General features: G+C 59.5%; 11 protein-coding genes and 2 pseudogenes. 6 read left to right on the forward strand and 7 right to left on the reverse strand.

Translation table 11 applies throughout. From position 1 onward, the window contains the following. Nucleotides 1-47: 47 nt before the first annotated feature. Nucleotides 48-413, reverse strand: a complete 366-nt coding sequence (locus IVB05_RS33760; protein ID WP_247780309.1) for a response regulator — start codon at nt 411-413, stop codon at nt 48-50. A 363-nt stretch (nt 414-776) separates the two neighbouring features. On the opposite strand from IVB05_RS33760, the gene IVB05_RS33765 reads away from it, so the two are divergent. The 6 genes and pseudogenes from IVB05_RS33765 to IVB05_RS33790 all read left to right on the forward strand — a co-directional run. Continuing rightward, nucleotides 777-944 (forward strand): hypothetical protein, encoded by a 168-nt coding sequence (locus IVB05_RS33765; protein WP_247780310.1) that lies wholly within the window; start codon nt 777-779, stop codon nt 942-944. Between the two features lie 552 nt (nt 945-1,496). Then, nucleotides 1,497-1,835, forward strand: coding sequence for a P-II family nitrogen regulator (locus tag IVB05_RS33770; RefSeq protein ID WP_247780311.1), 339 nt, complete (start codon nt 1,497-1,499; stop codon nt 1,833-1,835). Between the two features lie 37 nt (nt 1,836-1,872). Beyond that, nucleotides 1,873-3,264, forward strand: a complete 1,392-nt coding sequence (locus IVB05_RS33775) for an ammonium transporter (RefSeq protein ID WP_247780312.1) — start codon at nt 1,873-1,875, stop codon at nt 3,262-3,264. A 212-nt stretch (nt 3,265-3,476) separates the two neighbouring features. Next, nucleotides 3,477-4,623 (forward strand): annotated as a pseudogene (locus IVB05_RS33780) (IS1182 family transposase); the annotation flags it as partial. A gap of 102 nt (nt 4,624-4,725) precedes the next feature. Then, nucleotides 4,726-5,379, forward strand: a complete 654-nt coding sequence (locus IVB05_RS33785) for a glycerophosphodiester phosphodiesterase (protein ID WP_247787221.1) — start codon at nt 4,726-4,728, stop codon at nt 5,377-5,379. 280 nt (nt 5,380-5,659) lie between these two features. After that, nucleotides 5,660-5,809, forward strand: a pseudogene (locus IVB05_RS33790) (saccharopine dehydrogenase); the annotation flags it as partial. 850 nt (nt 5,810-6,659) lie between these two features. Here the strand turns inward: IVB05_RS33790 and IVB05_RS33795 are convergent. From IVB05_RS33795 to IVB05_RS33820, 6 genes are all read right to left on the reverse strand, one after another. Further along, nucleotides 6,660-7,043, reverse strand: a complete 384-nt coding sequence (locus tag IVB05_RS33795; RefSeq protein ID WP_247780313.1) for a hypothetical protein — start codon at nt 7,041-7,043, stop codon at nt 6,660-6,662. Nucleotides 7,044-7,105: 62 nt separating this feature from the next. Then, the gene (locus tag IVB05_RS33800) at nt 7,106-8,518 is read right to left on the reverse strand and encodes a phenylacetate--CoA ligase family protein (RefSeq protein ID WP_247780314.1); all 1,413 of its coding nucleotides are present in this window, start codon (nt 8,516-8,518) and stop codon (nt 7,106-7,108) included. A gap of 1,224 nt (nt 8,519-9,742) precedes the next feature. Further along, nucleotides 9,743-10,666 carry a complex I NDUFA9 subunit family protein gene (locus IVB05_RS33805; RefSeq protein WP_247780315.1) on the reverse strand — a complete coding sequence of 308 codons (924 nt, stop codon included), beginning with the start codon at nt 10,664-10,666 and terminating at the stop codon, nt 9,743-9,745. A gap of 65 nt (nt 10,667-10,731) precedes the next feature. Next, nucleotides 10,732-11,484 carry a cupin domain-containing protein gene (locus IVB05_RS33810; protein WP_247780316.1) on the reverse strand — a complete coding sequence of 251 codons (753 nt, stop codon included), beginning with the start codon at nt 11,482-11,484 and terminating at the stop codon, nt 10,732-10,734. Nucleotides 11,485-11,566: 82 nt separating this feature from the next. Then, entirely contained in the window at nt 11,567-11,935 is a 369-nt protein-coding gene (locus tag IVB05_RS33815) for a VOC family protein (RefSeq protein ID WP_247780317.1), read from the reverse strand. Between the two features lie 325 nt (nt 11,936-12,260). Beyond that, nucleotides 12,261-12,629 (reverse strand): hypothetical protein, encoded by a 369-nt coding sequence (locus IVB05_RS33820; protein ID WP_247780318.1) that lies wholly within the window; start codon nt 12,627-12,629, stop codon nt 12,261-12,263. Nucleotides 12,630-12,742 lie beyond the last annotated feature (113 nt).

Below are 12,742 nucleotides of genomic sequence, written 5' to 3' on the forward strand. Positions count from 1 at the left end.
CCAACTCGGACGTGATGACCCCGCGTGCTCTTGCTGCGCCGCGCCGGTTAGGCCACAGCTTTCCCAATGGCCAGCAGAACCTGACCTGCGAACGGCTTGCGCAAATAGGCGATGCATCCGGCATCCATCGCCTCATTGCGCGTGGCCTCGTCGTCGCTCGCGGTCATGAAGATGACGGGCCGCTTCGATCCTGATGCCGCAAGCCGCCGCTGCAGCTCAATTCCCGAAATTCCCCCGAGATGAATGTCAAGCAGCAAGCAGGTTGCCGTCTGCACGCTGTCGCTCTCAAGCAACGCCTCGGCCGAGGCGAACGTACGGCTCTCGATGCCGTGGTGCGCTAACAGCCGCGCCACGCTCTTCAGAAGGCCCGCATTGTCATCGACCACGATCACGACCGTCGGCCGCGCCATCATATCCGTGCCCAGCCCCGAGGCGTATATGGCCCCCCAAGGGGTCGGCCAACCCTTGATCTGGATCAATGGACTCTAGTCCGCCATGAACACACGACGAACGGATCGCGCCTATAGAGGCACTAGAGTAGGACTAGGCGCGAACGCAGGATGGTGTGGCTTACGCATGTGCACTTCCGGAGACGGCACCTTTGAGACATGCTAACGAAAGCTGAAAATGTCTGCTCGTCGGTGAATATCTGAAGTCATCGACGCCCGTCGAAGCATCGAAAATGACCCTCGCTGTGTGAAAACCCTAGGTGCGGCGCTAACCCGTCCATGCAGAAACCGGAGCAGAAGGGGGGTCCACATCCGAGGAGCAACAACATGACCGCACACATCCCCGATGAATTTTCCACCAGGTTGATCGGCTGGAGTCCCTTCGTGATCATGGGCAACACGATGCCGCCCCGAGATCCTAATGAAGACGAAGAGGACGAGGAAGAGGACGGCGCCGACGAACCGCCGGTCGTGCGCGAGCCGGACGAAGACTAGGGCATGATGCTTTTAGGATTGGCCTAGCCTGAGCTTCGGAATAGTTGGCGCATTCATTGGGCGTAAATGCTCGGAGGATTTCGCCGATTGTGACGCAGATGGCTCCGGCCGAGCGCGCTAAGATCGCCAAAGCTCTCGGCATAGCCATACCTCCGACCTTGCTGTCGCTCTCCGACGAGGTGATCGAATGAGTGTATTCACTTCCGCTTAGTGGCACTTAACCGACGTCAGCGTTTGGCCGAACGTCCGCTTTGCGCGAAAGCGGTCGTTCGCCAGAGGGCAGCTTTTGACCCGGAACGGAAGGAGGGGCAGACGGCGCTAGGCTCGATGGCCGCAGGACCCTGCCCCTTTTATAGACGCGGATTGCCATCAGAAATGGCAAAAGACAAAACCGTTCCGAGCTGGTGAGCTGGAATCGATTGTGTTTCAGTGGGTTACCCGCGGGCTGCCAATGGCATGAGTCTTGATTAAACTTGACTAAAAAAGTGGATGCGGAAATTGTCATTGGCGTTGTCCAACCCTGGCTAGGCATCAGGGAAAGGCAGGTAAGCCATGAAGCTAGTCACCGCCATTATCAAGCCATTCAAGCTCGACGAGGTGCTTGGCGCGCTGACGGTTCTCGGCGTGCAGGGCATGACCGTGACCGTGGTCAAGGGATTCGGCCGACAAAAGGGACACACGGAGATTTATCGCGGCGCCGAGTATGCCGTGAACTTTGTGCCGAAGGTCAGGATTGATCTTGTGGTCACCTCTGAGCAGGCAGACAGGGTTATTGCGGCGATACAAAATGCCGCAAGAACCGGAGAGGTGGGCGACGGCAAGATCTTCGTTTCGCCAGTCGAGCGCGCCGTTCGCATTCGCACCGGAGAGACGGACGAAGCGGCTGCATAAGCTTTCACCGACACCTCTTGCGACCAGGAGGGAGACAATGGGGTCCGGGACAAACGCGCGCCAAAGACTCGTGCTATTCGTGACGGCTCTCTTGGGGACCGCGCTTCTCTGTCTTGCATTCGGTGACATCGCACTCGCGCAAGACGCGGCCCCGCCAGTCTGCGGCGGCAAGGTTCTGGAAAAGTGTACTCCCAATTCCGGCGACACCGCGTGGATGCTCACGTCTGTTGCACTCGTATTGATGATGACAATCCCGGGGCTTGGGCTGTTCTATGGCGGCTTGGTGCGCAAGAAGAACGCTGGCGACACAGTGATGACCAGCTTTGCCGTCACGTGCCTCGTCACGATTCTTTTCGCGCTCCTGACCTACAGCATGGCGTTTCGCGCCGGCACGCCCTTTGTCGGCGGCTTGGATCGCATGTTTCTCAAGGACATCCTGAGCGACATCGGCAAGGGAGGTATTGGCAATCCCAATCCGCTCGCCGCGACCATCCCCGAAAGCGTGTACATCTGCTTTCAGATGACGTTTGCCATCATTACGCCGGCACTCATCGCTGGCGCGTTTGCCGAGCGCATGAAATTCTCCGCCATGCTTTGGTTCATCGGCCTGTGGGCGATTTTCGTCTATGCGCCGATTGCGCACTGGGTCTGGGGACCTGACGGGTTCCTGGCTGCCGGCAACAACGCCGCATGGGTGAAAGTGCTCGATTTCGCCGGCGGCACCGTCGTGCACATCAACGCCGGCGTGGCCGGGCTTATGTGCGCCCTAATGCTCGGCAAGCGCCGCGAGACGGGGCCGGCGCACAACATGGTGCTCACCTTCATCGGCGCCTCTCTCCTTTGGGTCGGCTGGTTCGGTTTCAACGCCGGCTCTGCTGTCACGGCCGGCATGCAGGCTGGAATGGCAATGTTGGTGACCCAGATTGCCACAGCCGTCGCGGCCTTCACCTGGATGGTGGTGGAATGGACGCTGCGCGGCAAGCCTACAGTCGTCGGCATCTGTTCGGGTGCGGTCGCCGGTCTCGTCGCCATTACGCCGGCTTCCGGGTTCGTGGGACCCATCGGCGCCTTTGCAATCGGCATTGGTGCGGGCGTCTTCTGTTACTGGGGATGTACCGGGTTGAAGCGCACGTTCGGCTACGACGATGCGCTCGATTGTTTCGGTATACATGCGATTGGCGGCATCGTCGGGGCGCTGCTGACCGGGGTATTCGCGGTCGAACAATACGGCGGGACGGCGGGCGTTCTGGAGGGCAACGTGGGTCAGTTCTTCAATCAGTGCATCGGGGTCGCCACCGTCTTCGTCTATGATGCCGTCGCCAGCTTGATCATCCTCACCGTGGTCAAGATGTTTGTCGGCCTCCGCGTGACGGAGGACACGGAGCGCGAAGGTCTCGACCTCGCGCTGCACGGAGAAGCAATACAGTAATCCACGTCGGGGGCGGCGTCCCGGAGCGCCGACGAGGTGATCGAATAGAGCCGCGAGTTACTGCGGTGCATGAGTCCGTTCCTGGCACTTTTCAGAACTGCCGGAGCGGTCTGGCGATGTCCGTTCCTGGAGGGATTTTGTTGAAAAACTCTGCTGTTGAAGCGGAAGGAGTTCGCTGATTCATTCGGTCTCGAGGGTGGAGACCGGAAGCGATGATGGGTCCGCGGCAGGTCGATCAGGCGGCGCTGTTCTATGAGTTCTCACTTGAGCGACACGTTCCGGCCACCCACTTGCTGAGGTCGATTGATCGCTTTGTCGATTTGTCAGACGTTCGGAGCCACATGGCCCCATTTTACAGCTCTACTGGCCGGCCTTCGATTGATCCTGAACTGCTCGTCCGGATGTTGCTGGTTGGCTACTGCTACGGCATTCTTTCTGAACGGCGGTTGTGCGAGGAGGTTCACCTGAACCTCGCTTACCGCTGGTTCTGTCGGCTCGGCCTCGACGGCGATGTGCCGGACCACTCGACCTTCTCCAAGAATAGGCATGGCCGCTTCCGCGATTGCGATCTGCTGCGAAAGCTGTTCGACACCGTGGTCCGGCGCTGCATGGCAGAAGGGTTGGTCGAGGGAGCCGCTTTTGCGGTCGATGCCAGCCTGATTGCCGCCAACAAGCAGCGCTCTGCCGCTGGGTCGGACGATGTTGACTGGGAGGCCATCGCCAGGACGCGCCGATCCGTCCGGGAATATCTCGACACCCTGGATGAGGCTGCTTGGGGCGCGGCCAGCGAGACGGTACCGAAGTTCATCTCCAAGTCGGATCCGGCCGCACAATGGACCGGCGCTCACAAAGGGCATGCCTTCTTTGCCTACGCCGACAATGATCGACCTGAAGGCCGCGATCATCATCGATGTCGAGGCGACACGAGCTATCCGGCAGGCCGAGGTCGGTGCGGCACGCACAATGATTGAGCGCACCGAAGATCGCCTCGGGCTCTGTCCCGAGCGCCTGGCCGCCGACAGTGCTTTTGGGTCAGCCGAGATGCTGGGTTGGTTAGTCAACGAGCGCGCGATCGAGCCACACATTCCGGTGTTCGACAAATCGGCCCGCGACGATGGGACATTCTCGCGCGAAGACTTCGCCTACAATCAGGAAGCCGATATCTACGTCTGTCCAACCGGCAAGATGCTAACCTCTACCGGAACCCCCGTGAATGATGGGGCAACACTGCTCTATCGCGCCAGCAAACATGACTGCAACGCCTGCGAACTCAAGCCGCGATGCTGTCCGAAGATGCCAGCGCGCAGGGTCCGGCGTTCAATTTACGAGAACGCCCGAGACGTTGCGCGCGACATGGCCGTGCCAATATTGACAGCTTTGGGGCGAGATTGGCCGCGGATTGACATTTCTCTCTACGGGGAGATTGCATGGCGCGCGCAGCTTGGCTTTACGGACCTCGTCATGAAGCTTATTGCACATCGTGGATGGTCCGCGGGTCGGGGTGAAAACTCGCTCGCCGCGTTCGCACGTGCCGCCCGTGACGGCAGAATATCTGGTGTCGAATTCGACGTCTGCCTTGCAGCGGATTCCGACACATTGGTGGTGTCACACGACCCGCCGCGTCATGTCGAGAATGCGCTTACCCTCGATGCGGCACTGTCGCTTCTTTCGCCGACTGACCTTGAACTGTTTGTGGAGGTGAAGGAGACAGGACTTGTCTCTAGAGTCATCGAGAGGCTGGTTGCCAGCAACGTGGCCCGTCGCTCGGTCGTATTTGCCTTTGCCGCCGTCGCAAGATCCTTTCCGTGGGAGGGTGCGCGACCGGTGCGCCTGGGCATCATCGTCATGTACCCGTGGAACCTGAATCGTGCGGTGCGCAGGTATGCGCCGGATGTCCTCCTGCTCGGCTGGGACGCGCGCGTTTGGACGCGAGTCGCTTTTCGCGCCTGGTGGTCCGTTTTCTCGCTTGAGCAGCTTGCGCGACGCCACCACGTGCCGGTTGTGGTAGGAATCGTGCAACGCATGGACGACCTTCATTGGCTCTCGCGGCAGCGCCTCTACGGGGCGGTTGCCGACGTCGACCGCACTATCGGCCGCAGCGCCAGACCTGATTAGGCCGGCGCAAACCCGTTCGTCGCCCGTGAAGTATTCGAAAGCAGCTGACAGATCGGCCTGATCTGGCGTGGGGAAGTATTCGTTGCAGGAAAGCCGGGTGCGGAGCCCGGTTCTCTTGCGTTTGGGATCGGGGTGGCTGTTGTTCTTGAGGCCTGGATTCACTGAACGAGCCACGTGCGAGCAAAGATCGCAAGTTGGCGGAGAAAGCAGAGCAAGGCGACCTACAGGCCATCCAACAGATCGCGGACCGGTTGAACGGTAAGCCAGCTCAGGCCATTGAATGTCTGGCGGCACCGCGGCGAGCGCTCAGGCGACGTTGGCCGCGGCCGCGCGCGACCCGGCCCTGATCCGGCTGCTGACCGATCCCTTCGCGTTGACGCCGGGGTTCACCGGGCCGTCTCAGCCGTCGGGCCTCATCCCCGAATACGACCCGAGCTGAGACCTGCCGAGGAACGCGCCCTATGTCTGCTGCGCAGGGCAGACCGGAAGTGAATGGCGCGGGGTCAAATGACCCGAATGCCGAGTAGGCCCGGGGAATTTCACCCCGAGCCCCTCACAGATCCGGACAGGATACTCTCGCATCATCCGGCTCGTGCCATCGCGCGAAGGCTGCCGCCTTCCACTGAACAAAGGGCTCCTCCCGGCGAACCAGTTGGCCCACATCAGCGGCGATGACCCACCTCCTTCGCTCCAGCCCCATTACAGGACCTTCGTCGCTATTACGAGGCAGTCCGCCCCTCTCCGACGCATCGGTACTTTCGGCCTCGCGGTGGGAGCCGCTTGCACCTTTTCCCTTGGCATCGTCGGAAAGGTTCTCACGTTCCGTACCGGAGCCTGATCGAGCTTCGCGCTGCCTATACGCCGGATGCCGCTCGGTCGGTATCAGGACATCCTCCGAGCTTGTCCCGCAGGAAGGGTCACCCCACGGTTTTGACATCGCCTAATCCGATTTCGACGCTTCAGAAGCAGTTCGCTTGCGCTCGCCTCTCTCGATCTTGCCTGCCGGAATCATCGCCCCGGCGTTTCCGCGACGCTAACGACCGTGGCTTTTGACCACAGCCGCTCGCGGTGGCTTGGGATCAACGACCTGATCGCCGAACCCGAAGGGCCCTCCTTCATCTCCAGTACAGTTGCGCGTCGCCGTGTGGACCGGCGATGCTCGTGACACAAGGCCCTGGCCGGACCTCCCGCGATTTCCGCTTTTCCGCCGCCGGTGGGAGCTAAGCAGACATCACTTAGAGATTGCAGAACGGTCGCGATTTGTGAGTACGCGCCATCCGCTAATTCAGTTTGCCCTTTTGGGCATCGGACGATGGATGTGTGGCCTTTGCCGAATTGCGCGCCTCCATCCGGTCTGCCAGCATCCGAAGCTCATCCGCAAGAACGGTCCCTCTCGGAATCGGATAATCATGGGAAATGCGATCATTCATATAAACACGGAAAACCACTTCTTCCGCAGTCTCAACGATCTGCACTCGTTCAATGCCGGGAAGGGCCATGCTGTCTGCGGCCGGACTTCCAATCGCCTCCTCTAACGAGGTCCTCAACGCACCGATAAGGTCTGCCGTCTCTACTGTGCTTAGAGCGATTTCGTGTTTACCGCGCTCATCGGTGAACCCAATAATCACCCTTCCATCCCGTGAATCCGTATAGGTTAGTTTCATAACCTTGGCTCTCATTAGGGCCACTTAGCAGCAGCGCGATCCGCCTAAGCTCTCATGAGTCTTCAAGCACTCGAAACCAGTGGGATGACGGTGCGGCACTTTCCGGCGGAAGATGGAACTGGCGGTTCGGCGGCCAACTCAACAGACACGTGACCAAGCCCATGCTCATTCAACAGCTTGGTCAATTCGGAATGCACCGCCCGCCAAACCCGGTTTGGGTCAGCGTCGGCTGCGGGATGTAGGCGAACGCGCAATTGTGTTGGCGCAGTCTGCACTATCTGAAACAACTCCACACCGGGTACATGATCGATCTCAAGCGCGAACGGTGGCACTGCGACTGTCTCTCCGCGTTCAGTTGGGAAGGTGAGGATGTCGGCAGTGCGACCCCGCACGCGGATCGCCGGAAGCGGGTTGCCGCAAGGACAAGGATCAGGCCGTTGCAGGATGCGGTCGCCTAGATCGTAGCGGAGGATCGGCTGCACGCGATTGGCGAGGTTGCTCACGAGGACCGTATGCGACTCCTCGCCGGGCGGAACCGGCCGATAGCTCGCATCGACGGGTTCGAGAATCACCCAATCGCTGTTGACATGATACCGACCGTGTCCACAGCCGATGGCCATGAACAGGCATTCCGTCGCGACGTAAACGGTCCGGACCTTGGCGTGGAATGCTCTTGCGATCCGGTCGTATCCGTCCTGCGAAAGCCCTTCCGAGGTCGGAAGAACCAGCACCGGCTGAATATGCAGGCGACCGGCATCCTGCTCGGCGGCCAATAGTGCCATGACGCTGGCGTATCCGATGAGCAGAGCCGGGCGGTACCGATTGAGTTCGGCGACCAGATTGCGCAACGGCGCCTGCGCCGGAAGCGCCCGTAATCGTCGGGCCGACCGTTTTGTGCGGATTGCAGCAAAGCTGGTTGCGCCGATGTAATGGCCGCCCATCGCCAGCACCGACGCCGCGCGGCCGCCGCGGACGAGGAGACGAAACATGTCGCTGGCGTTAAGCCAGCCCATTATCATGCGCAGCGAAAAAGCGAGTGTGACCGTCCAATTGTGTGTGTCCAACAGAAATATTCCAGGTGTCCCGGTGCTGCCCGAAGTGGTCGCCACGGAATACTTGCCAAGGAGACGTTGCCCGATCAGCTCAGGGTTATCGACGAACCCTCGCACTGCCGCGAAACTAACTTCGCGATCGGTGACCCAATCGTCAAAATGACGCATTAGCTCTTGCTTATTAGCCACCGGCAGCACGGACGAACTCTCAATCCGCTCCGGTAGACCCTGATAGAGTTCGCGATAATAGGGCGAGTTGGCGCGAGCGAAGGCGACGGCGTCGCTAAGCCGATCGCGTTGTCGCTGCGCGATGGCGTTGAGACCTTGCCTTCTTGCGCGGTGCGCATCGAGCAATACCGATGAGATGCTTTCGCTCATGACAAGTGAACCCACAGCAGGCGAGCGCGTGGCAATGACATTCACGTCGCACCACCGCGCAAGAGGCTCGCGAAGGCTTACAGGATCATCAGACGAAAACGGCCTATAACTAACCAACCGCGCCCAACTCGCGGCGCAAGCGCTTGCGCCGCGTGGGGCGCGGAGGTTGATGCTCGCTTTCTCTGGCCGCTAGGACGCTGGCACTGTCGGCGCTGGCCCCGTCGGGCACTGGCACTGTCGACTCAGGTCCTCTGGCGCTCGTGGCGCGAGAGGCCGTTTCGATCAACCCGCCCTTGATGTAGACCCGCGCAGGCAGCGGACCCAACTCACGACTAGGTGAAAGCCGAGATCCGGTTAGGGCCTGATCCGCCCGACCGGACCACGGGCGTCACGCCCTATCGCATCCGGATGGACGAGACGCCACGCGGCCGCTCGAATGACGCCAACGTGCATTCTTTGATGCGCGTGCGGAGCGGGTCCGGCCGAATGTCCGGTTTGCAGCCAATAGCGGTCGTTCCTAAGAAGTCAGTTTTTGACCCAAATCACGGATCAAACGGACGATGTCCGTTCATCGGGGGTAAAGCGGACTCTGCGGCTGCGTGTACAGGCTTCATTCTTGGCGAAAGCCTATTCGCATAAATGAAAACCCGGACCGTTATGCAGCAGCCATTTGCATAACGGTCCGGCCTGACTGTTGTGCGGATATTCTGTAAGCGAAAGCTGCCGCCCGTCCGTGTTGCGAAGGTGTAACGGACCTCAGACGCTATCCGGAGGCCATAAGGTTTTCGTCGAACGGTTACTTCTTTTTCTTCTTGGCTGTCTTCTTCTTTGCCTTCTTCGCTTTCTTGGCCATGTTGCCCTCCGTGATCCCCAAGGTTGGTTCAATGCAAGTCGACATTCGACACGCATGCATTCAGAACACACCACAATTGCAAAATTGATACTCCGCGCTTCGAAGAAGGTAAACGCCCGTCACTCCGTCGCGACCACGGCGAAGGCGTTCGGCCTCGCGTGGGACGCAAACCCTGCCGGTGGCAGCCGATGAGGTGATCGAATAATCGTCGTGTGTGCCGCCGCGCAAGAGTCTGGAATTGGCATCTTTCGGAACTAACCAGTCGAACCGAGGACATCCATTCACTAGGTAAAGCGGACTCTGCGACTGCGCGGACCTACTTCTGAAAACCCGTCTCGGACATCAGGTGGCTGAAATGCAGGGATGTAGCACGCGCACCCGTCATCCGTTGAAGAGGATTAACCGAGGAGCCTCTTTCATCTGCAATTCAAGAGCATCTTCTGGAGTATTGCCTCGACCGAGTGCGGCGAAATCCCAAGTTCAATAAATCCAGGCATCTCCGGCGATGACACGGTGTCGATTTGCATCAGTTCCACTTGATTGCGCGTGAGGAGCGGGTTTGGGAGTATTTCGGAGGCCCATGCGAGTGCATGCCAAACGGCAAAAGGGATTGGAATCAGTCGGGGCGCAAGTCCAGCTTGGTGCGTAATGGCTCCAAGCAACTCCTCGTAGGAGTAGACGCGCGGGCCGCCAAACTCGAAGATCTTTGAAGGCGTTTCCGCTCGCTGCATGGTCCGGCCAATCGCCTCCGCAACATCCTCCACATAGGCGGGTTGCAATCTGGTCAGGCCGCGGCCGAACATCGGATAGATCGGAAGCTGGCGAAGGAGCCTGAGGATGGCGGTGAGAAACGCATCGTCCGGTCCGAACATCACTGCCGGGCGGACGAAAAGAGCATCGCCGAAGGCGGCTTGGACCGCCAGTTCGCCTTCGCCGCGCTTTCGGATGTACCGTGATTGTGAGGCCGTATCGGCTCCGATTCCTGAAATGTGAATGAGTCGATCGACACCGGCACGGAGTGCTTGAGCCGCTACCCGTTGGGCAGACTCGACGTGAACAGAATGAAAAGTCTCCTGTCCGTGCTCGACGTAAAGGCTAACCGCACTTACAACGCCGTAGGCGCCGGCAAGCGCATCCGCGACTGATCGTTCGTCGTGAATGTTGGCTCCTACGGATTGAAGCTGCGGATCATCGGGACCAAACAGTCTGTGCCCCTGATCCGGATGCCTTGACGCGGTCCGAACAGGAAATCCGTGAGAGCGCAGATGCCGAACGATGCGGCGGCCGAGAAAGCCGGTTCCGCCGAACACGGTGACGGTCCGATCGGTCGTTGCCACCATGATTCAATTCGCCAATTCATGTGGAATCGAACGGTGCTCCGGATGCGGTGGCCGCTCGCCGTTAGCTATTGATTCTTTGCTGGCGCGCCCGGAAGCACGGCTGCCATACCTTCCGGATTGATGTTGAAGGCCAAGAATATCAACGGCTCGTTGCCTGGGTTTCCCCATTGGTGCACGAGAGCGTACGGTTCATAGATCAGGGAACCTGGCCCTCGTGCTTCCGTCTTACCGTCGACCGTATTCGCTCCGGTGCCGGAAATAATATAGTACAGAGCCGCTCCTGACCGATGGTGTGGCGGGTTGGAGGGCATCTGCGCCGGAAATATGACTCGTGTGAGATTGAGATCATGACCGCCTGGCTTCAGGTCGGGGATCGGATTCGCTGTGCGATATAATTCTGTCACGGCGGCAGGTGCCGCCTCAACAGGCCGACCCACGTCCACAGCGGGGACAAGGAAGAAGTGGAGAAAAATTGACGGCCCTCCCCTGCCCGCCGTTAGCGCCGCGGTCTTTCCGCCGGCGATAAACAGCCCCTCGCCGGCGTTGAGCGTTTTAGCCTCGCCATCGAGCGCGACCTCGGTCGATCCGGACATCTGGTAGAGGATGCCGTTGGCCGCCGAGACGCCGCTCTTCGTGTCCGGCTGAAGAGTGATGCTCACCGCTTTGAAATGGAGCGGCACCTCCGTGACGGTCGGCAGTTTGGTTGCGGCGATCACTGTTCGTGTAATTGCCGGTGGAGCGGCGGTGGTTTGTGCGGTCGCGGCGGCAGGAAGCGCCATCGCGCCGAGCAACAGTAGTCCGATTGTCCTGAACTGCATGATTGCCTCCCAGGTTCAGCGGATAATCAGAACACCATACGCTCTCCCAGCGCCTCTTGGAACGGCAGGCCGCTTCGAGCTGTTATTGGACAGAAACCGGGAGCAAAGGCCGAGCGAAGCTGAGTTCGTGGCCGTCGGGGTCAGTCAGATGGAAGAAGCGCTCACCCCATTCGGCGTCGCGGGGCGCGGTAGCTGGTTGGTATCCCGCTGCGAGTGCACGGTCGTAAAGTGCGTCAACATCGGCAACGTAGAAGATTACCCGGCCCCACCAGAACCAGCGCCGCCCGGCAGGCTGGGCGATGAGATTGAGATAGCTCGTCCCTGCTCGAAAGCTAGTGAATGACGACTCATCGCCGCCATGCAGGACCTCAAACCCTAGCGAGCGGTAGAACCGGACAGCTCGCGGCATTTCGTGGGTGCCCAGTGTGACCGCGCTGATCCCATCAATCATGGAAAGTACTCCTAATTAATTTTCCTGCGAGCCTGCGAGATGTCCGCAATTGGCACCACTTAGGCGACGTCGCTATTTCGGCGGATGGCCACTTTGCGCCACTAGCCGCCGTTCCTGGAAGTTGTGTGTTGATCAACTGCCCGGTAATGCGAACGCGGTTGCCGCCTTGCGGACGCTACCCTCCAGCACGTAGCGAACGTCAAGCTCGCGGCCAACCCATTTGACGTCGACAGCTTTGCCTTTGTAGGTAAAGCTTGAAGTGCGAGCGATGACGAACAGATTTTGGACGTGACAGTCCCGCACCCCATTTCTGAGGTGCCTTAGCTCACAGTCCACCGCGCGGCACGAAGAAGCAGAGCTCGTCTCCCGTGCTCTTGTTTATGAACAGCACGGGCAAGCGATCTGGGGTGTCGTCAGCCTTGATGATGTCGGGTGGGATGACTTTCCATTGGCCGTCTTTGAGGTATTGCCACTGGTCCGAATGGTCGTCTGCGACGCGGAAGCGAGTTTTGAATACATCGCCGTTATCGCAACACGATTTCCACGGAACACCGAGCCGGTGTTGAGCGGCGGGGTTCATTTCCTGTCTCTTGAACCATTCGTGGTGCGCCATTGACGGATCGTGAGCGTCAGCACGAAAGGACATCAGAAGAAGAATACCGAACATCGTTAGTACGCGATCGAACGCTTTCATGGCAGCCTCCATTGTGGACTGTCATTAATTTTAGCATCCGCGAATCACACGAACTCTCCGGCAACTAAGGAAACCAGGTTCTAAAGAAAATGGCAGCCCCTTTTTGGCGGCTG

Origin of the sequence: Bradyrhizobium sp. 170 (assembly GCF_023101085.1) — a bacterium.
Lineage (GTDB): Bacteria > Pseudomonadota > Alphaproteobacteria > Rhizobiales > Xanthobacteraceae > Bradyrhizobium.

Bases quoted from the DNA above. Each gene is read 5' to 3' on its own strand.
- IVB05_RS33765 (WP_247780310.1), top strand. From the start codon at position 777: ATGACCGCACACATCCCCGATGAATTTTCCACCAGGTTGATCGGCTGG.
- IVB05_RS33815 (WP_247780317.1), bottom strand. From the start codon at position 11,935: ATGATTGATGGGATCAGCGCGGTCACACTGGGCACCCACGAAATGCCG.
- IVB05_RS33795 (WP_247780313.1), bottom strand. From the start codon at position 7,043: ATGAAACTAACCTATACGGATTCACGGGATGGAAGGGTGATTATTGGG.
- IVB05_RS33760 (WP_247780309.1), bottom strand. From the start codon at position 413: ATGATGGCGCGGCCGACGGTCGTGATCGTGGTCGATGACAATGCGGGC.
- IVB05_RS33775 (WP_247780312.1), top strand. From the start codon at position 1,873: ATGGGGTCCGGGACAAACGCGCGCCAAAGACTCGTGCTATTCGTGACG.
- IVB05_RS33770 (WP_247780311.1), top strand. From the start codon at position 1,497: ATGAAGCTAGTCACCGCCATTATCAAGCCATTCAAGCTCGACGAGGTG.
- IVB05_RS33805 (WP_247780315.1), bottom strand. From the start codon at position 10,666: ATGGTGGCAACGACCGATCGGACCGTCACCGTGTTCGGCGGAACCGGC.
- IVB05_RS33810 (WP_247780316.1), bottom strand. From the start codon at position 11,484: ATGCAGTTCAGGACAATCGGACTACTGTTGCTCGGCGCGATGGCGCTT.
- IVB05_RS33820 (WP_247780318.1), bottom strand. From the start codon at position 12,629: ATGAAAGCGTTCGATCGCGTACTAACGATGTTCGGTATTCTTCTTCTG.
- IVB05_RS33785 (WP_247787221.1), top strand. From the start codon at position 4,726: ATGAAGCTTATTGCACATCGTGGATGGTCCGCGGGTCGGGGTGAAAAC.